Origin of the sequence: Modestobacter italicus, from assembly GCF_019799965.1 — a bacterium.
Lineage (GTDB): Bacteria > Actinomycetota > Actinomycetes > Mycobacteriales > Geodermatophilaceae > Modestobacter > Modestobacter italicus_A.
In genome coordinates this window covers 211824-230570 of sequence record NZ_JABGCJ010000002.1, presented here as the reverse complement: position 1 = coordinate 230570, position 18747 = coordinate 211824, and the positions used below count along the sequence as shown (strand labels likewise).

Here is an 18747-nt window from a genome sequence, read left to right as displayed (position 1 = left end):
ATCTTCTCACCGACTCGATCCCGCCGGTTGCTGGCAGGCTGGCCGTGTGGCGGTGCTGGGGGTCGACGGGTGGCGCGGCAGGTGGGTCACCGCGCTGCTGGAGGGCCGCACGGTCCAGCTGCGGGTGCTCGACGCCGCGGCGGAGCTGCTCGCCGTCCCCGACGTCGACGTCGTGGCCGTCGACATGCCGATCGGGCTGTCCGAGGACGGCGTCCGGGCCTGCGACGTGGCGGCGGCGGGGCTGCTGCGGCCCAGCGGTGCGGCCAGCTCGGTCTTCCCCGCGCCGGTGCGGGCGGTGCTGACCACGGACGACTACGCCGAGGCCCGCGCGATCTCGCGGGCGGCCACCGTCCCACCGCGCGCACCGTCGGCCCAGGCCTTCATGCTGGTGCGCTCGATCCGCGCCCTGGACGACGTCCTCGGTGACCCGCCGACCGACCGGGTGGTCGAGGTGCACCCCGAGCTGGCGTTCCGGCTGGGCATCGGCGGGGTCACCGACCGGAAGGGCACCGCCCGCGGCACCGTGCAGCGGCTGCGGGCCCTGCGCGCGGTGATGGACGTCGAGGAGGCGCTCGCCGGGGCACCGGCCGGCGTCCCGGTGGTCGACGCGCTCGACGCCTGCGCCGCCGCCTGGTCGGCCCGGCGCCTGGCGGAGGGCACCGCCGAGTGCGTGGGCGACGGGACGACGGACTCCCGCGGCCGGCCGATGCGGATCAGCTGGTGACCGCCGGGTGGCGCGAGGTCGGCGACCGGGTGTTCGTGCGCCGACACCGCGAGCTGGACCTGAACTGCGGCTTGGTCGTCGGCGACGGTGGCTGCCTGGTGGTCGACACCCGCTCGCACCTGGGCGAGGGGCGGGCGCTGGCCGAGGCGGTCCGGGCGGTCACCCCGCACCCCTGGACGGTGGTGAACACCCATGCCCACTTCGACCACTGCTTCGGCAACGCGGCGTTCCGCCCGGCCGACGTCTGGGGCCACCGCCGGTGCGCCGAGGAGCTGGAGGCGACCGGTGAGCAGCAGCGCGCTTCGGTGGTCGCCGGCCTGCGGGAGGACGGCGACCCCGCGGCCGAGCTGGTCGCCACCGCACCGATCGACCCGCCCGACCACCTGGTGGACGACGTCGCCGTGCTCGACGTCGGTGGCCGGGCAGTGACGCTGCGCCACCTGGGCCGCGGCCACACCGGCGCGGACCTGGTGGTGGCCGTGGACGACGTCCTGTTCGCCGGTGACCTGGTCGAGGAGGGTTCGCCCCCGGCGATGGAGGACGCCTACCCGCTGGAGTGGGGGCAGACGGTCACGGCGCTGCTCGAGCTGGTGCGCGGGCCCGTCGTCCCCGGGCACGGCGCCGTGGTGGACGCGGCCTTCGTGGCCGCCCAGCGCGACGAGCTGGCCCGGCTGGCCCACTGGCTCACCGCCCCCGGGGCCGACCCGCCGTTCGACGACCGGACCCGCGAGATCGCCCGAGCCCGCCTCTAGGCGAGCTTGCGGACCACCGGGAGAGGGAGGACGCGAAGCAGCCCGGCGATCGGCCGCCACGGCCACTCGGGCACGTAGGCGCGCACTGGCTCCCGCTCGATCGCCGCCGTCAGCGCGGTCACACCGGTCTGCAGGTCGACGGTGAACGGGCCACGGCGGCCGACGTTGATGTCGGTCTCGATGAAGCCGGGGTGGATGGTGCTGACCCGGATGCCGCGGGTGCGGCGGTCGCCCAGCAGGTCGGCGCGGATCCCCTCGGCGAGCACGGCGTCGGCGGCCTTGGAGGTGGCGTACGCCGTCCGGGTGCCGCCCATCCCCCGCACCCCGGCGACCGAGGAGATGACCACGAGGTGCCCGCTCCCCTGGGCGCGGAACAGCTGCACGGCCGCCTCGCAGCAGGCGTGGGTGCCGAGCACGTTGGTGACGAGCACCTGCCGGTTGGGCCGGGCGCCGCCGGTGCCGACCGGCACGCCCTTGCCGATGCCGGCGTTGGCGATGAACCGGTCGACGCCGCCCAGTTCCCCGGCCAGCTCGGGCACGGTCGCCGCGACGGCCTCGGGGTCGTCGACGTCCAGCTCGCCGATCACGACGCGGATGCCCGGGTGCCGGCTCTGCAGCTCGTCCCGGAGCTCGGCCAGGCGCTCCAGCCGGCGGGCCACCAGCACCAGGTCACGGCCCCGGGCGGCGAACTCGCGGGCCATGCCCTGGCCGAGGCCGGCGCTGGCGCCGGTGATGAAGATCCGCTGGCGGACGGGGTGCGGCATCGACTCAGGATGCCGCACGGCCATGTTGGCCGACATGGCCGTGCCGACCGGCGGTCACCCACCGCCCGACGGCCACGTCGGCCAACACCGCCCAGGGGTCAGCGGGTGCCGGTGAGCTCCAGGGCGTCGGCCGGCACCGAGGACATGTCCGGGCCGGTGGTGCGGGTGCGCTTGAGCTCCCAGAAGTCGGGCAGGTTGGCCAGCAGGACGGCGCCGTCGAAGGCCTTGCCGGCGTCCTCGCCGGTGGGCACCTTGCTGATCACCGGACCGAAGAACGCGACCCCGTCGATGTGCATGACCGGGGTGCCGACGTCGTCGCCGACCGGGTCCATGCCCTCGTGGTGGCTCTTCTCCAGGGCCTCGTCGTACTCCGTCGAGGACGCTGCCTGGGCCAGCTCGGCCGGCAGGCCCACGCGCTCGAGCGCCGGGGCGATGACGTCCTCGATCTCCAGCCCGTCGTGGTGCCGCAGCGTGCCCATGGCGGTGTAGAGGTCACCCAGCACACCGTCGCCGTGCTGCTGCGCGGCGGCGACCGCGACCCGCACCGGGCCGATCGCCTTGGCCATCATGTCCTGGTACTCCGGCGACAGGTCGCGCCCGCGGTTGAGCACCGACAGCGACATCACGTGCCAGTGCAGGTCGATGTCACGGACCTTCGCCGCCTCGAGCACCCAGCGGCTGGTCAGCCAGGCCCACGGGCACAGCGGGTCGAACCAGAAGTCGACACGGGCCTTCACGGGGGCGCTCTGCACTGCCTCGGTCATGGGTGCTCCTCGGTCTGTCGTCGGTGCTTCCGGGCGCTCGGACGAGCGGCGACCGGTCGTCTGGGGCCTGCAAGGCAAGCCGCACCCGCCCTGTTCCCGGAGCTCGCCGCGACCACACCAGGAGAGACCGTCGGCCCCGCATGGGAGGCTCCGGGGCGTGGCAGTTCCCAATCTGACTCGTGACGACGCCGCGGCGCGCGCCGCCCTCCTGGCTGTCTCCAGCTACGACCTCTTCCTGGACGTGACCGACGGCCAGGGCCATCCCGGCGAGGAGACGTTCCGCTCGGTCACCACCATCCAGTTCCAGGCCCGCACCCCCGGCGCCGACACCTTCGTCGACCTGGTCGCCGATCGGGTCCGGTCGGCCACGCTCAACGGGGTGGAGCTGGACGTCAGCGGCTACACCGAGGAGGGCGGCCTCGCCCTGCCGGGTCTCGCCGAGTCCAACGAGCTCGTCGTCGACGCCGACTGCCGCTACTCCCGCACCGGGGAGGGCCTGCACCGCTTCGTCGACCCCGAGGACGAGCAGGTCTACCTCTACACGCACTTCGAGCCGGCCGAGGCCAAGCGGATGTTCGCCTGCTTCGACCAGCCCGACCTCAAGGCCACCTTCACCGTGCACGTCACCGCGCCGTTCGACTGGCAGGTGGTGAGCAACACCGGCGACCGCACCATCGAGGCCGGGGAGGCCGGGTCGCAGCTGGTGCACTTCACCCCCACCAAGCGGATCTCCACCTACTTGGTGGCGCTCGTGGCCGGCCCCTACGCCCGGGTCACCGACCTGCACGACGGCATCCCGCTGGGCATCTACTGCCGGGCGTCGCTGGCCCAGCACCTCGACCCCGACGAGATCTTCGCGGTCACCAAGGCCGGCTTCGACTTCTACCACCGGGTCTTCGACTACCCGTACCCGTTCGACAAGTACGACCAGCTCTTCGTCCCGGAGTTCAACGCCGGGGCGATGGAGAACGCCGGCTGCGTGACCTTCCTGGAGGACTACGTCTTCCGGTCCAAGACCAGCCGGGCCCGCTACGAGCGGCGCGCGGAGACGATCCTGCACGAGCTGGCGCACATGTGGTTCGGCGATCTGGTGACCATGCGCTGGTGGGACGACCTGTGGCTCAACGAGTCCTTCGCCACCTACATCTCCACGCTCTGCCAGGCCGAGGCCACCGAGTACACGACCGCCTGGACGACGTTCGCCAACACCGAGAAGAGCTGGGCCTACGCCCAGGACCAGCTGCCCTCCACCCACCCGATCGCCGCCGACATGGTCGACGTCGCCGCGGTCGAGGTGAACTTCGACGGGATCACCTACGCCAAGGGCGCCTCGGTGCTCAAGCAGCTGGTGGCCTACGTGGGGCAGGAGGACTTCCTCGCCGGCGTCCGCCGCTACTTCCGCAAGCACGAGTACGGCAACACCACGCTGGACGACCTGCTCAGCGAGCTGTCGGAGGCGTCGGGCCGGGACCTGTCGGACTGGTCGGCCCAGTGGCTGCAGACCAGCCAGGTCAACACCCTGCGCCCGGTCTACGAGTTGGACGACTCCGGCCGGTACGCCTCGTTCGCCATCGAGCAGACGGCGGTCGCGGCGCACCCGGTGCTGCGTCGGCACCGGCTGGCCGTCGGCCTCTACAGCACCGGCCCCGACGGGCTGACCCGGTCGCACCGGGTGGAGCTGGACGTCGACGGGGCCCGCACCGAGGTCGCCGAGCTGGTCGGCCACCCGGCGGCCGAGCTGGTGCTGGTCAACGACGACGACCTCACCTACGCCAAGCTGCGGCTCGACGAGCGGTCGCTGGCCACCCTGCGCAGCCAGATCGGGGCCATCCCGGACTCGCTGCCGCGGGCGCTGTGCTGGTCGGCGGCCTGGGACATGACCCGGGACGGTGAGCTGGCGGCCCGCGACTGGGTGCAGCTGGTGCTGGCCGGCGTCGACGCCGAGACCGAGATCAGCGTCGTCCAGTCCCTGCTGGCGCGGGTGCAGACCGCCCTGGCGTCCTACGCCGACCCGGCGTGGGCACCGACCGGCTGGGCGCTGCTGGGTGACAAGGCGCTGGCGGCCCTGCGCAGCGCGGAGCCTGGCAGCGACGCGCAGCTGCAGTGGTCGCGGACCCTCGCCGCCGCCGCCCGCACCGACGAGCACGTGGCTGCGCTGCGTGGCCTGCTCGACGGCACGGTGACCGTCGAGGGCCTCGCCGTCGACGCCGACGCGCGCTGGGCGTTCCTGCAGGGCCTGGTGGCCGTGGGCGCCGCCGGCGACGCCGAGATCGACGCTGAGGCCGAACGGGACGCGACCGCCACCGGCGCACGCCGGGCCGCCACGGCCCGGGCGCTGCGGCCCACCGCCGAGTCGAAGGCGGAGACGTGGGACCGGGCGTTCACCGACGAATCGATCCCGAACGCCGTGCACGAGGCGATGGTCGCCGGCTTCTGGCACCCGGCCCAGCAGGAGCTCACCGCCCCCTACGTGGACCGGTACTTCGCCGACATCCGCGGGCTGTGGGACCGGCGTCCGGGCGAGATCGCCAAGAACGCCGTCGAGTACCTGTTCCCGAAGGTCATCGCCGACGGGACCCTCGCCGCGGCCGATGCCTGGCTGGCCGACGAGTCCGCCCCAGCGCCGCTGCGACGGCTGGTGAGCGAGGGCCGGGACGGCGTGGCCCGAGCGCTGTGGGCCCGCCGCCGGGACGCCGCCGCCGGCTGAGCACGGCGCCCCTGCCCCACCGCCGACCCGCGGGTCGACGGTGGGGCAGGGCCGAGAACGCGACGAGGCCCCGTCCCCTGCTCGGGGACGGGGCCTCGTCGATCGCGGCCTCAGCGACCGGAGGCGCCCCGGGGTGCCTGGTCGCCCAGGCGGCTCGGGTGGCCGGCGGCGTCGGACATCTGCCGCAGGCCGTTGATGATCGCGCCGACGAGGTCGCCGGACCCGAGCCGACTCGTCATCGACAGGACGGCGAGCGCGCAGGCCCGGTCGGGCAGCCGGCGGGCGGCGGCCGCCCCGGTGACGATCTCCAGCACCCGCTGACCGGGCGACAGGGCGACCAGCACGCTGTTGGCGGTGTCACCACCGGACCGACTGTGCAGGTCCTCGGCGGTCGCCCGGGTGTCGGTGCCCAGCTCGCCCAGGTAGAGGGTGAACCGCAGCCCGGTCTCCCGGGCGGACATGGTCAGCGCCTCGTCGAGCCGGGCGAGGTCCCGGTAGCTGAACGGCCCGGCACCGGGCTCCATGACCGAGCTGTTGCCGGTCTCCCGCGTCGCGCTGGGTCCGTGCTGGTCGGCGGCCGGCTGCCGGCTGAGCTGCTGGGTCATCGGGGGCGTGTCTCCGGAGGAAGGCGGGTGCTGGGCGGCGGAGGTGCTCATCGTCCGGTCACCAGGTCCCGCGGGCGCCGCCGGCGGCGGTCCGCCGAACGGCCTCGTGGCCGTGGTCGGCGCCGTGCGGCTGCTGGCCGATCGCCAGCGCCGAGGCGGTGGCGCCGAGCCCCGGAGCGGCGTGCCCGGTGGCCCCGTGGTCGTCGTCGTGGCCACCGACCACGCCGGGGACGTCGGGGTGCGGCTCGTACCAGACGGCTGCGTGCTGCCACGGCTGGCCGGGGCGGTACTGCGTCCGGTCCTTGCCGCGGCCGGGGATCAACGTCGCCACCGCGAACAGCAGGACCACCACCAGCGGGATGACGCCGTAGATGAGCACGGTCTCGATCACGGGCATGGCCGCAATCTACCGGGAGCCCCGGTCACTGGCCCGGCAGGACGGTCACCACAGCGCGGGGTGTCGGTGCGCCCAGGGCCGGGCCTCCTCCAGCTGGGCCGACAGCGCGATCAGCGTCGCCTCGTCGGCCGGCCGGCCCACCAGCATCGTGCCGACCGGCAGGCCGCCCGCCGTCCACCACAGCGGCACGCTGACCGCCGGCTGGCCGGTGACGTTGTAGACGGCCGGGAACGCGGCGTAGCGCTTCTGCCGCTCGAAGTCCTCCGCCCCGTCGTCCCCGAACCAGCCCACCGGCCGGGGCGGCATGGTGCAGACCGGGGCGAGCAGCACGTCGAGGTGACTGGTCGCCTGGACGAAGCGCCGGGAGAAGACCCGCAGCCGGAACATCGCCTCCATCGCGTCCTGGGCCGACAGCGCCAGGCCCCGGTCGCGGAGGAACCGGGTGAGCGGGCGCAGCTCGTGCAGCCGCCCGGCCGGGACCGGCAGGGTCGTCGCCGACAGCGCCCAGACCACCTCGAAGGCGGGGAAGACCTCCGGGGTCAGCGGGGAGGCCGGCAGGTCCTCGACCTCGTGGCCGAGGTCGGACAGCAGGCGGGAGGCGTCCTCGAAGGCGGCCCGCACCTCCGGGTCCAGGTCGGCGCCGGGCATGCCGGAGTCCAGGTAGCGGCCGATCCGCAGCCGGCCCGGTGCCCGGTCGGCGTGACCGAGGAACGTCTCCCCGGCCGGAAGGGGCGGCGCCCAGTACGGGTCGCCCACGACCGGACCGGCCATCGCGTCCAGCATCGCCGCGGCGTCCCGCACCGTCCGGGCCAGCGGGCCCTGCACGCCCAGGCCGGTCGTCTCGCTGCCCAGCGGCGCGTTGCTCACCCGGCCCCGGCTGGGCTTGATCCCGAACAGCCCGTTGATGCCGGCCGGGATGCGGATCGAGCCGCCGCCGTCCGAGCCGTGTGCGAAGGGCAGCAGCCCGGCGGCGACCGCGGCCGCCGCCCCGCCGCTGGAACCACCGGCCAGCAGTGTGGTGTCCCAGGGGCAGCGGGCCGGGCCGGCCAGCTGGTTGTCGGTGTAGCAGGGGAAGCCGAACTCGGGGGTGTTCGTCTTGCCCAGGCTGATCGTGCCGGCCGCGGCGAGGGCGGTGACCACGGCGTCGTCCACGGCCGGGACGAAGTCGGCCAGCACGGTCGACCCGAAGGTGGTGCGCACCCCGGCGGTGTTCGCCAGGTCCTTGATCGCGGTGGGCACGCCGTGCAGCGGGGGCAGCTCGGCCCCGTCGAGCACCGCCCGGTCGGCGGCCGCGGCCTGCGCCCGGGCGCGGTCGGGGGTCACGGTGAGGAAGGCGCCGACGGCGGCGTCCAGCGCCTCGATCCGGGCGAGGGAGTGCTCGACCAGCTCAGTGGGGCTCACCTCCCTGGCCCGGACCGCGGCCGCCTGCTCCAGCGCGGTCAGGTCGTGCAGCTGCGTGCCGGTCGGAGAGGTCACCCGCCGGACGCTAGTGCTCTGCTGCCTCCCAGGCAGCAGAGCACCAGCCGCTGTGGTGATCACCTCGAGGCAGCGGTGTCACCGTCCCGGGGTGCGCACGCTCGACCCGAGGTGATAACCGCCCACGAGGCAGGATCTCCCCGTGGACCTCTCCCGCGATGCGGCCGCCGCCCTCGACGACGCCGACCCGCTGGCCGACTTCCGTACCCGCTTCACCGGCACGGACGACGACGGGCCCGACCGGCTGCTCTACCTGGACGGCAACTCGCTGGGCCGGCTGCCCCGGGAGACCCCGGCCGCCGTCGCCCGGGTCGTCGAGCAGGAGTGGGGCGCCGGGCTGGTCGGCTCCTGGCGGGACTGGGTGGAGCAGTCCCGGCGGATCGGCGACGTGCTGGCCGATGGCGTCCTGGGGGCCCGGCCGGGTGAGGTGCTGATCAGCGACACCACCAGCGTCGACCTCTACAAGCTGCTCGTCGCCGCCGTCGACGCCCGGCCCGGCCGGGACGTGCTGGTCTGCTGTGCCGACGACTTCCCGACCGACCGCTACATCGTGGCGGGGGTGGCCGACTCCCGCGGGCTGACCGTCCGCGAGGTCGAGGCGCACATCGACGAGGGGCTGGACCCGGCGGTGCTCTCCGCCGCGCTGGACGAGCGGGTGGCCGTCGTCGTCCTGTCCCAGGTGGCCTACCGGTCGGGCGCCCTGGTCGACGTCGCCGAGGTGACCCGGCTGGCACGGGAGGCAGGCGCGCTGGTCGTGTGGGACCTCAGCCACGGGGCCGGCGCCGTCCCGGCGGAGCTGACCGCGGCCGGCGCCGACCTCGCCGTCGGCTGCACCTACAAGCACCTCAACGGCGGTCCGGGCGCACCGGCGTTCCTGTACGTGCGCCGGGAACTGCAGGAGCAGCTGCGCCAGCCGATTTGGGGGTGGTTCGGCCAGCGCGACCAGTTCGCCATGGGTCCGGCCTACGAGCCGGCCGAGGGCGTCGACCGGTTCGCCGTCGGGACCCCCCCGGTGCTGGCCATGGCCGCGGTCGAGGTCGGCGTGCGGCTGACCGCGGAGGCCGGGATCGAGCGGATCGCCGCCAAGGCGCAGGCGCTCACCGGCCTGGTGGTCGAGCTGGCCGACGCCTGGCTGGCCGAGCACGGCGTCACCGTCGCCAGCCCCCGGGACGCCGCCCGCCGCGGCGCCCACGTGAGCCTGGCCCACCCGGCGGCGTGGCAGCTGACCCAGGCGCTGATCGCCCGTGGCGTCGTCCCCGACTTCCGCACGCCCGACCGGCTGCGACTGGGCCCGGCACCGCTCTACACCCGGTTCGTCGACGTCTGGGACGCGATGGACCGACTGCGGACCGTGCTGTCGGACCGGTCGTACGAGAGCTACCCGGTCGAGCGCGCCCGGGTGACCTGAAGGACGACGTCGTCCTCGTTCACCCCGGGGTCGGGGACGCCGATCGGGTTGCGCACCGGCCAGTCCCCGGCAGCCACGACCGCCTCGCGGACCGGGACCAGCAACTCGGCCAGCCGTTCACAGCCGCTGGTGCCGAGCGCCGCCCACGGGCCCTCCGCGAGCCGGTCGGTGTCGGCCTCGACCTCCGCGCGCAGCGCGACCCCCAGGGCGGTGAGCTGCCCGCCGGCGAGCAAGCCGTCCGCCGTCAGCCGCTCGGCGCACGCCGCCCACTGGTCCGGTGACCAGCCGCGGGCCTGCTGCAGCCACTCGGCGTCCGTCGTCCCGGCCGCGGCGGACAGCACCAGCGCCGGCAGGCCGAGCAGGTCCCGCTGCAGCAGAGCGGTCAGGTGGCCGTCGCCCCGGTGCTCGCGGAGCGTGGTCAGCGCCTGCCACAGCACCAGGTGCGGTTCGGCCGGCCAGGACGACCCGGCGTTGGCCGCCGCGAGGACGCGGCCCAGGACGTCGGCCGCCTCCGCCGCCCGCCGGGCCAGGTCGGCGGCCTCCCGGGCTGCGGCCGACCCGGCGAACCCCGGGACCACCCGGTGGACCGCGGCGTCCACGCCGGCCAGCCGGGCGGTGAGGGCGTCGGCGGGCGAGACCGTCGCCCACACGCCCGGGACCCGCCGGGCCACGAAGGCCGGCGCGAACGAGCCGAAGGCGGCCGTGACCACCTCGGCGCCCACCGGCCCGAGCGGCGCGGCCCGCCCGGCGAAGTACCCGGCCCAGAAGCCGGTCAGGCCGGCGTCGGCGAACGCGGTGCGCGCCTCCTGTGCGAAGTAGGTCAGCGCGTGGAACGGCTCGCCGAGCACCCAGAGGCGCCGGGCAGCCGAGCTCTCCTGGGCAGGAGGGCGCACCGTCAGGCGCTCACGGAGTCAGGCATGCCCAGCCACTCGTGCCAGCGCGGGTCGACCGTGCGGTGACCGAGCAGCCGCCAGGCCGCCCCGCTGGGCGCCCCCGGCGGGTGCGGCAGCGACCAGCCCATCTCCGCCAGCGACCGGTCGGCCTTGGTGTGGTTGCACCGTCGGCAGGCCGCGACCACGTTGTCCCAGGTGTGCGTGCCGCCTCGGCTGCGCGGCACCACGTGGTCGATGCTCGTGGCCGAGCCGCCGCAGTAGACGCAGGTCGACCCGTCGCGGGTGAACACCGCCCGGCGGGACAGCGGAACCTGCACCGGGTAGGGCACCCGCACGTAGCGGGTCAGCCGCACCACGACCGGGACGGCGACCGTCACCCGCTCGGCGTGCACCTCGTCGTCGGTGACGTCGACGGCCTCGGCCTTCGCCGCCAGCACCAGCACGATCGCGCGGCGGCTGGAGACCACGCACAACGGCTCGTAGGTGGCGTTGAGCAACAAGGTGGCGGCGGTGGTGGACGACGCCGGGGCGGGCGCGGGCGGACCGGGGACAGGGCCGCGCCGCGCACCGGTCGACCCCGGCGCGGACGACCCCAGAGCGGTGATCGACACGGGACACCTCCGAGTGCCCGTGGCCACCGACGGCTTCGACAGCCCACGGACACCCTCATCCTGCCCTGGGAACGGCGGTGTCGGCCATCGAGTGAGCCGAGCGGTACATCGGGACCCGCCACTACGGTCGGCCCGTGCGCTACCCCGATGCCCCCCGCCTGGACCTGGTCGAGGACCTGCACGGTCACCCGGTCGCCGACCCCTACCGCTGGCTGGAGGACCCCGACGACCCGCGCACCACCGCGTGGGCCGCCGCCCAGGACGAGCTGGCCGCCGAGCTGCTCGCCGGGCTGCCGGCCCGGCCCCTGTTCGCCGACCGGCTGGCCCAGCTGGTGCACGCCGGCGCGGTCGGCGTCCCGGTGTGGCGGCGCGGCCGGACCTTCTCGACCCGCCGCGACCCGGGCCAGGAGCACGCGGTGCTGCGGGTCGTCGAGCCCGACGGCAGCGTCCGCGTGCTGGTCGACCCGACCGCGCTGGACCCGGCCGGCACCACGACGCTGGACGCCTGGCAGCCCTCGTGGGAGGGCGACCGGCTGGCGTACCAGCTCTCGGTCGGCGGCGACGAGGAGTCGCAGCTGTTCGTGCTCGACGTGGCCACCGGCCAGGTGCTCGAGGGGCCGATCGACCGGTGCCGCTACTCCCCCGTCGGCTGGCTGCCCGGCGGGCAGGAACTGTTCTACGTGCGCCGGCTCGCACCGGAGCTGGTGCCAGCGGGTGAGGAGCAGTTCCACCGCCGGGTGTGGCGACACCGGGTGGGCAGCGACCCCGACACCGACGTCCTGGTGCACGGCGAGGGGAGCGACCCGTCGACCTACTTCAGTGCCCGCACCAGCGCCGACGGCCGGTGGCTGGTCGTCTCGGCCTCGGTCGGCACCGCCCCGCGGGACGACGTCTGGCTGGCCGACCTGGCCGGTGACGGCGTGCTGCGCGAGCTGCAGGTGGGCGTGGACGCCCAGACCTCGGCCTGGGTGGCCCGCGACGGGCGGCTGTGGCTGCACACCGACCGGGACGCCCCGCGCAGCCGCCTGGTGGTGGCCGACCCGACGGAACCGGCCAGCTGGGCCCCCTCGGCCTGGCGGGAGATCGTCCCCCAGGCCGACGACGGGGTGCTCTCCGACGTGGCCCTGGTCGACGGTCCGGACGGCGACCTGCGGGTGCTCGCGGTGCACGCGGTGGACGCCACCGACCGGCTGTCGGTGTGGGCCGGGGACGGCAGCGGCCGGCTGGCCGACGTCAGCGACCTGCGCCCGGGCAGCGTGACCGGGGTGAGCGCCCCGCCGGAGGGCGGCACCACGGCCTGGGTCGGGTTCACCGACCACTCGACGCCACCGTCGGTGCTGCGCTGGGACGCCGCCGCCCCCACCACGCTGACCACGCACGAGCAGGCGCCGGTCGCCGGCGAGGTGCCCGCGGTGCAGGTGACCGAGGCGCACGCGACCTCGGCGGACGGGACGCCGGTGCACCTGTTCGTGCTCTCCCCCTCCGGCCTGCCCGACAGCCCCCGGCCGACGGTGCTCTACGGGTACGGCGGCTTCAACGTCTCCCTCACCCCCGCCTACAGCGCCCAGGCGCTGTCCTGGGTGGCGGCCGGCGGCGTGTGGGTGGTGGCCAACCTGCGTGGCGGCTCCGAGCACGGCGAGGAGTGGCACCGGGCCGGGATGCGGGAGCGCAAGCAGAACGTGTTCGACGACTTCGCCGCGGCCGCGGAGCACCTCATCGCCGAGGGCTGGACGACGCCGGCCCAGCTGGCGGTCATGGGTGGCTCCAACGGCGGCCTGCTGGTGGGCGCGATGACCACCCAGCACCCCGACCTGATCGCCGCCGTGGTCTGCAGCGCCCCGCTGCTGGACATGGTCCGCTACGAGCTGTTCGGGCTGGGCCGCACCTGGAACGACGAGTACGGCACCGCGGCCGACCCGGTGGAGCTGGGCTGGCTGCTCGGCTACTCGCCCTACCACCGGGTGGTCGAGGGCACCGACTACCCCGCGGTGCTGTTCACGACCTTCGAGTCCGACACCCGGGTCGACCCGCTGCACGCCCGCAAGCTGGCCGCGGCGCTGCAGCACGCGACCACCGCCGACGCCCCGATCGTGCTCCGCCGGGAGCTGTCGGTGGGGCACGGCGCCCGGGCGGTCAGCCGCACGGTCGGGCTCGCCGCCGACCAGCTGGCCTTCCTGGCCGCCTACACCGGGATGACGCCCGTCCCCGAGTGAGGCCTCCGGCCGCACGCTCGCCACGGCCGCCCGCGGGGCGATCGGGGTGCGACGCCGGGGCCACCCACCCGGGGGGGCCGGCCGTCCGGCGGATCCAGCCGGACGAGCACCTCAGCTGGGAACTCTCCGGTTCCGGAACGCTCCCGGACCGTGCGTGGGTCCTCGCGAGGGGTCATCGACCGGATCAGTTCCACCTGCCACACTCCTGCGTCATGAAGCGCGCACAGGCGGTCACTGCGGGGTCGGTCGCCGCCGGCTCGGACGCAGGTCGACGCTGAGCCGCCGGCGCGGGACCGGCACCCCCGGCAGCCGGCCGGCCACCTTCGGCCAGGTCTTCGCGGTGCGCGAGTTCCGTCCCCTGTTCGGCTCCTACCTGCTGTCCACGATCGGCGACGAGCTGGCCCGCGTCGCGCTGACCGTGCTCGTCTACCAGCGCACCGACTCGGCGCTGCTGTCCGCGGTCACCTTCGCGATCAGCTACCTGCCGTGGGTGCTCGGCGGTCCGGTGCTGGCCGCACTGGCCGACCGGCTCCCACGGCACCGGGTGCTGATCAGCAGCGACGTGGCCCGCGCCGTCCTGGTCGCGACGATGGCCGCGCCGGGCATGCCGCTGCCGGTGCTGCTGGCCCTGCTGCTGCTGGTCTCGCTGTGCTCACCACCGTTCGAGGCGGCCCGCTCGGCGCTGATGGCCGACGTGCTGGAGGGCGACCGCTACGCCGTGGCCACCTCGCTCACCGGCGTCACCGCCCAGGTCGCCCAGCTGATCGGCTTCCTGCTCGGCGGTGCCCTGCTGCTGCAGTTCTCCCCCGCCGCGGCACTGCTGCTCAACGCCGCCACCTTCGCCGTCTCCGCCGTCTGGCTGGGCCTGGGCCTGCAGCGACGCCCGGCGCCGGGCCTCGAGGACGCCGAGGAGGAGGTGCGGTCGATCTGGCGGGACACCGCCGGCGGCGTGCGCTTCATCGCCTCGACCCCGCGGCTGGTGGCGATCGTCGGGGTGCTGTGGGTCGCCGCGTTGTTCGTCAACGCCCCCGAGGGGATCGCCACCCCGCTGGGCCTGCAGCTGCAGGGGACGACCGCCGCCACCGGCGTGCTGCTCGCCGCCGCGCCGGCCGGCACCGCCCTCGGCGGCCTGGTCGTGGGCCGGTTCTGCCCGCCGCACCTGCGCGAGCGACTGCTGGCACCGCTGGTCGCGCTCTCCCTGGGCGGCGTGCTGCTGGCCGGCCTGGTGCCGTGGTGGCTGGGCACCGGCACGACCGCGTTCGTGGCCGTCGTGGCGCTCTTCTTCGTCGCCGGGGTCGGCGGGGCGTGCTCGATCCCGCTGAACGTGGCGTTCGTGCAGGCCGTGCCCAGCGCCTACCGAGGGCGGGCCTTCGGGGTGGCGGCCGCGGGCCTGGCCGGGGTGCAGGGCCTGGGCGTCGTCCTCGCCGGGCTGGGCGCCGAGGCGCTGCGGCCGAGCACCGTGGTGGCCCTGTCCGGCGCGATCGGGCTGGTCGCCGTCGTCGTCCCTCTGGTGACGCTGCGCCGTACCCGCCCCCGGCCGGACGGCGGAGACGACGGCCACGTGGCCCCGGAGGTCTCCGCTGAGGGAACATCGCAGGCATGAGCGAGACGAGCCGGCCGCTGCCCGACGCGGCCACCTTCTACGCCGAGATCGGCGGGGAGCCCACCTTCCGCAGCCTCGTCGCGCACTTCTACGCCGCCGTCCGGGAGGACCCGGTGCTGCGGCCGATGTACCCGGGCGACGACTGGGACGGCGCGGAGACCCGGCTGCGGATGTTCCTGGAGCAGTACTGGGGCGGCCCGCGCACCTACTCCGAGGAGCGCGGACACCCGCGGCTGCGCATGCGGCACGCCCCGTTCGCCATCGACGGCGCGGCCCGGGACGCCTGGCTGACCCACATGCGCGCCGCGGTCGACTCCCTCGGGCTCACCGCCGAGCAGGACGCGACGTTGTGGGGTTACCTGGAGATGGCAGCCCACAGCATGCAGAACCGCTGAGGTCCCGGCTGCGCTCCGCTGCAGCGGGGCCGTACGTGCGATGACCTCCTGAGGAGCCTCCGCTGAGCCAGCACCCGACGACCCAGCCCGACTCGACCGCCGACTGGTGGCGGGAGGCGGTGTTCTACCAGGTCTACGTCCGCAGCTTCGCCGACGGCACCGGTGACGGGGTCGGCGACCTGGCCGGCATCCGCGCGCACCTGCCGTACCTGGCCGAGCTCGGCGTCGACGCGCTGTGGATCACGCCGTTCTACCCCTCGCCGATGCACGACCACGGCTACGACGTCGCCGACCCCCGCGGCGTCGAGCCGGTGTTCGGCGACCTGGCCGGCTTCGACGAGCTGCTGGCCGAGGCACACGGTCTGGGTCTGCGGGTCACCATCGACCTGGTCCCCAACCACAGCTCGCACGACCACGAGTGGTTCGCCGAGGCGCTGGCCTCCCCGCCGGGTTCGCCGGCCCGGGCCCGGTACTTCTTCCGCGACGGGTCCGGCCCGGACGGCGCGGAGCCGCCGAACAACTGGCCCTCGGTGTTCGGCGGCCCGGCCTGGACCCGGGTGCCGGACGGGCAGTGGTACCTGCACCTGTTCGCCCCGGAGCAGCCCGACCTGGACTACGCCAACCCCGAGGTGGTCGCCGACCTCGAGGAGACGCTGCACTTCTGGCTGGACCGCGGGGTCGACGGTTTCCGGATCGACGTGGCGCACGGGATGGCCAAGCCCGCCGGGCTGCCGGACATGGTGCCCGCGGAGGACACCGGGCTGTTCGCCGACGACGGCCCGGGCGACCTGCGGTTCGACCAGGACCACGTGCACGCGCTGCACCAGCGGGTGCGCGCGGTGCTCGACCAGTACCCCGACCGGATGGCGGTCGGCGAGGTGTGGGTCTTCGACGACGAGCGGCTGGCCCAGTACCTGCGCCCCGACGAGCTGCACCTGGCCTTCAACTTCCGGCTGCTGACCGCCGAGTGGGACGCCGAGGAGCTGCGCAGCGCCGTCGTGCACTCCCTGGCCACCGTCGCCACCACCCCGGCGCCGGCCTGCTGGGTGCTGTCCAACCACGACCGGCCCCGGCACGTCACCCGGTACGGCGGTGGCGAGGTGGGCACCCGGCGGGCGCGCGCCGCGGCACTGCTGCAACTGGCGCTGCCCGGCGTGGCCTACGTCTACAACGGCGACGAGCTCGGCATGCCCGACGTCGACCTGCCCGACGAGGTGCTGCAGGACCCGATCTGGGAGCGGTCCGGGCACACCGAGCGCGGCCGGGACGGCTGCCGGGTGCCGGTGCCGTGGTCGGGTGACGCGCCGCCGTACGGCTTCTCCACCACCGCCGACACCTGGCTGCCGATGCCCCCCGGCTGGGGTCCGCTGACCGCGGCTGCCCAGACCGGCGACCCCGGGTCGATGCTGTCGCTGTACCGGGAGGCGCTGGCGTTGCGCCGCGGCCCCGCCTTCCGCGGCGACGGCGTGGAGTGGCTGCCCGCCCCGGACGGGTGCCTGGCGTTCCGGCGTCCCGGTGGGCTGGTGTGCCTGCTCAACCTCTCCCCCGCACCGGTGCCGCTGCCGGAGGGGCAGGTGCTGCTGGCCAGCGAGCCGGTCGTTGACGGGCAGGTCCCGGTCGACGGCGCGGTGTGGCTGAGCGCCTGAGCGGAGCCGTCGGGGCGCCTCCCGCGACGAGCCGTCTCGGGAGGCGCGCTGCCGCGTGGCCGGTAGCATCCAGGTAGTTGCACAGCGTCGCGGGAGACGCTGGAACCGCCGTCCACCGGCGCCGTCCGGGGACGTTTCCCGGGGGAGGCCTGCTCGCCATGGCGTTGCTGCAGGTCGATGGCCTGACCAAGTCCTTCGGTGCCCGGCGCGTCCTCCGGGACGTGTCCTTCGCCCTCGAGCAGGGCGAGGTCGTCGGGCTCGTGGGTGCCAACGGCGCAGGCAAGTCGACGCTGGGCGACATCCTGGCCGGGATCACCGCAGCCGACTCCGGGGCGATGTCGTTGGCCGGCCACCCCTACGCGCCGCTGTCGGCGGAGGACGCCCGCCACCTCGGGGTCGGGGTCGTCGAGCAGCTGGTCCGGATCGACCCCGGGCTCACCGTCGCCCAGGCCGTGTTCCGGGGGACGCCCCAGGCCGGGCGCCCGCAGGCGGAGCTGCGCCGGCAGGCCCAGGTGCTGCTCGCCGAGGTCGCGCTGGACGTCGACCCGGACACCCTGATCGGCGACCTGCCGCACTTCGTGCACGGGGTGGTCGAGATCGCCCGCGTGCTCGCCGAGGACACCCGGCTGGTCGTGCTCGACGAGGTCTCGGCCGCCCTGCTGCCCGTGGAGGTCGAGGGCCTGCACGCCGTCACCGAGCGGCTCAGCCGCCAGGGCCGCGGCGTCCTGTACATCAGCCACCGGCTGCCGGAGATGCTGGCCGCGGTCGACCGCGTGCTGGTGCTGCGCGACGGCCGGATCGCCCTGGACAGCCCGGCCACCGCACTCGACCCGGTGCGGCTCGCCGCGGAGACCGTGGGCGAGCCGGTGACGCTGCCCGCGCCGCGGGTGACCACGCTCCCGCGGCCGGACGACGCCACGGCGCCCGCGCCGCGGCCGGTCGACTCGGACGGCGTGGTGCTGCAGGTGCGCAACCTGCGGGTGCCCGGCGCGGTCGAGGGCGTGGACCTGCTGCTGCGCAGGGGCGAGGTGATCGGGCTGACCGGTCACCGGTCCTCCGGGCTGGGTGAGATCGTCGGCGCCCTGTCCGGCGAGCTGCCCGCGATCACCGACGAGCTGCTGCTGCACGGGGAGCCCCGGTCGCTGGGCTCGGCGGCGGGCCCCGACGTGCTGCGGGTACCCGCCTACCGCCCGGACGACGACGCCTCCGGGGTCGACCCCGGCGAGACGATCGCCCGCACGCTCACCCAGGAGCGGTGGGGCGCGCTCACCGACATGCGCAAGGAGATCGCCACGCTGCGCGGTGTCATCCGGACCGTGCACCAGATGGACGTCAAGACGCTGAGCATCCGCACGGTGTTCGGCGCGCTCTCCGGCGGCGACCAGCACAAGATCGCCCTCGCCCGGTGGATGTCCGCCTCCGCGCAGGACGTCGTGGTGCTGCACGAGCCCACCCGCGGGCTGGACGTGCGCGCCCGCCACCAGGTGCGCCGGCTGCTGGACGACGCCACCGCCTCCGGGACGTCGGTCGTGGTGGTGTCGGTGGACCCCGACGAGCTCGCCGAGTGCTGCGACCGCGTCGGGATCGTGTCCGGCGGCCGGGTCGCCCGGTGGATCGACCCTGGCGAGCTCGCCGCCGACGCCTTCCGCGACCGGATCGCCGAGGCCACCGCCGCGGCCTGACCGCACGATCGACGGCGCCCCGCCCGATCGGCGCCCTACGCGCCCGGACAGCGGTACGGCGGCACCGCCCGGTGTGGGGCGGCGCCGCCGTGGATCAGGGTCCGCGC

General features: G+C 75.1%; 16 protein-coding genes. 9 read left to right on the top strand and 7 right to left on the bottom strand.

The window, feature by feature from the left end:
* Positions 1-46 precede the first annotated feature (46 nt).
* Positions 47-724 (top strand): DUF429 domain-containing protein, encoded by a 678-nt coding sequence (locus tag HLA93_RS05150; protein WP_222193217.1) that lies wholly within the window; start codon positions 47-49, stop codon positions 722-724.
* The gene (locus HLA93_RS05145) at positions 721-1476 is read left to right on the top strand and encodes an MBL fold metallo-hydrolase (protein WP_222193216.1); all 756 of its coding nucleotides are present in this window, start codon (positions 721-723) and stop codon (positions 1474-1476) included. The genes HLA93_RS05150 and HLA93_RS05145 overlap by 4 nt, the downstream gene beginning before the upstream one ends.
* Here the strand turns inward: HLA93_RS05145 and HLA93_RS05140 are convergent.
* Positions 1473-2240 (bottom strand): SDR family oxidoreductase, encoded by a 768-nt coding sequence (locus HLA93_RS05140; RefSeq protein WP_222193215.1) that lies wholly within the window; start codon positions 2238-2240, stop codon positions 1473-1475. The two genes, HLA93_RS05145 and HLA93_RS05140, sit on opposite strands and share 4 nt — an antisense overlap.
* A gap of 98 nt (positions 2241-2338) precedes the next feature.
* Positions 2339-3004 (bottom strand): mycothiol-dependent nitroreductase Rv2466c family protein, encoded by a 666-nt coding sequence (locus HLA93_RS05135; RefSeq protein WP_222193214.1) that lies wholly within the window; start codon positions 3002-3004, stop codon positions 2339-2341.
* A gap of 157 nt (positions 3005-3161) precedes the next feature.
* Between HLA93_RS05135 and pepN the strand changes: the two genes are divergently transcribed.
* Positions 3162-5711: an aminopeptidase N gene (gene pepN, locus HLA93_RS05130; RefSeq protein ID WP_222193213.1), complete on the top strand. Its 2550-nt coding sequence runs from the start codon at positions 3162-3164 to the stop codon at positions 5709-5711.
* Positions 5712-5821: 110 nt separating this feature from the next.
* Here the strand turns inward: pepN and HLA93_RS05125 are convergent, their stop codons facing one another.
* Genes HLA93_RS05125 through HLA93_RS05115 form a run of 3 tightly spaced genes read right to left on the bottom strand, consistent with a single transcriptional unit; the run spans position 5822 to position 8189 of the window.
* Positions 5822-6367, bottom strand: coding sequence for a DUF5130 family protein (locus HLA93_RS05125; RefSeq protein ID WP_222193212.1), 546 nt, complete (start codon positions 6365-6367; stop codon positions 5822-5824).
* 7 nt (positions 6368-6374) lie between these two features.
* Positions 6375-6713: an aa3-type cytochrome oxidase subunit CtaJ gene (gene ctaJ / locus HLA93_RS05120; protein WP_222193211.1), complete on the bottom strand. Its 339-nt coding sequence runs from the start codon at positions 6711-6713 to the stop codon at positions 6375-6377.
* Between the two features lie 45 nt (positions 6714-6758).
* A complete protein-coding gene (locus HLA93_RS05115) occupies positions 6759-8189 on the bottom strand; it encodes an amidase (protein ID WP_222193210.1) in 1431 nt (476 codons plus the stop codon).
* A gap of 142 nt (positions 8190-8331) precedes the next feature.
* On the opposite strand from HLA93_RS05115, the gene kynU reads away from it, so the two are divergent.
* Positions 8332-9597 (top strand): kynureninase, encoded by a 1266-nt coding sequence (kynU, locus tag HLA93_RS05110; RefSeq protein ID WP_222193209.1) that lies wholly within the window; start codon positions 8332-8334, stop codon positions 9595-9597.
* Here the strand turns inward: kynU and HLA93_RS05105 are convergent.
* Both HLA93_RS05105 and HLA93_RS05100 read right to left on the bottom strand, forming a co-directional pair.
* The gene (locus tag HLA93_RS05105) at positions 9567-10490 is read right to left on the bottom strand and encodes an SCO6745 family protein (protein WP_222193208.1); all 924 of its coding nucleotides are present in this window, start codon (positions 10488-10490) and stop codon (positions 9567-9569) included. The two genes, kynU and HLA93_RS05105, sit on opposite strands and share 31 nt — an antisense overlap.
* A 2-nt stretch (positions 10491-10492) precedes the next feature.
* Positions 10493-11101 carry an HNH endonuclease gene (locus HLA93_RS05100; protein ID WP_439957949.1) on the bottom strand — a complete coding sequence of 203 codons (609 nt, stop codon included), beginning with the start codon at positions 11099-11101 and terminating at the stop codon, positions 10493-10495.
* Positions 11102-11235: 134 nt separating this feature from the next.
* Between HLA93_RS05100 and HLA93_RS05095 the strand changes: the two genes are divergently transcribed.
* The 5 genes from HLA93_RS05095 to HLA93_RS05075 all read left to right on the top strand — a co-directional run bounded on the left by HLA93_RS05095 (position 11236) and on the right by HLA93_RS05075 (position 18640).
* On the top strand, positions 11236-13314 hold the full coding sequence (locus tag HLA93_RS05095) for a prolyl oligopeptidase family serine peptidase (protein ID WP_222193207.1): 2079 nt from the start codon (positions 11236-11238) through the stop codon (positions 13312-13314).
* A gap of 340 nt (positions 13315-13654) precedes the next feature.
* Positions 13655-14917, top strand: a complete 1263-nt coding sequence (locus HLA93_RS05090) for an MFS transporter (protein ID WP_222193206.1) — start codon at positions 13655-13657, stop codon at positions 14915-14917.
* Positions 14914-15312 carry a globin gene (locus HLA93_RS05085; RefSeq protein WP_222193205.1) on the top strand — a complete coding sequence of 133 codons (399 nt, stop codon included), beginning with the start codon at positions 14914-14916 and terminating at the stop codon, positions 15310-15312. Before HLA93_RS05090 ends, HLA93_RS05085 begins: the two co-directional genes overlap by 4 nt.
* 119 nt (positions 15313-15431) lie before the next feature.
* Positions 15432-16958: a glycoside hydrolase family 13 protein gene (locus tag HLA93_RS05080; RefSeq protein ID WP_308127954.1), complete on the top strand. Its 1527-nt coding sequence runs from the start codon at positions 15432-15434 to the stop codon at positions 16956-16958.
* A gap of 158 nt (positions 16959-17116) precedes the next feature.
* Positions 17117-18640 (top strand): ATP-binding cassette domain-containing protein, encoded by a 1524-nt coding sequence (locus tag HLA93_RS05075; RefSeq protein ID WP_222193204.1) that lies wholly within the window; start codon positions 17117-17119, stop codon positions 18638-18640.
* The last annotated feature ends 107 nt before the right edge of the window (positions 18641-18747 follow it).

What these genes read in the sequence shown, in the direction of transcription:
- HLA93_RS05140 (WP_222193215.1), bottom strand. Translation starts at nt 2,240, where the DNA reads ATGCCGCACCCCGTCCGCCAGCGGATCTTCATCACCGGCGCCAGCGCC.
- HLA93_RS05135 (WP_222193214.1), bottom strand. Translation starts at nt 3,004, where the DNA reads ATGACCGAGGCAGTGCAGAGCGCCCCCGTGAAGGCCCGTGTCGACTTC.
- HLA93_RS05125 (WP_222193212.1), bottom strand. Translation starts at nt 6,367, where the DNA reads ATGAGCACCTCCGCCGCCCAGCACCCGCCTTCCTCCGGAGACACGCCC.
- ctaJ (WP_222193211.1), bottom strand. Translation starts at nt 6,713, where the DNA reads ATGCCCGTGATCGAGACCGTGCTCATCTACGGCGTCATCCCGCTGGTG.
- HLA93_RS05085 (WP_222193205.1), top strand. Translation starts at nt 14,914, where the DNA reads ATGAGCGAGACGAGCCGGCCGCTGCCCGACGCGGCCACCTTCTACGCC.
- HLA93_RS05075 (WP_222193204.1), top strand. Translation starts at nt 17,117, where the DNA reads ATGGCGTTGCTGCAGGTCGATGGCCTGACCAAGTCCTTCGGTGCCCGG.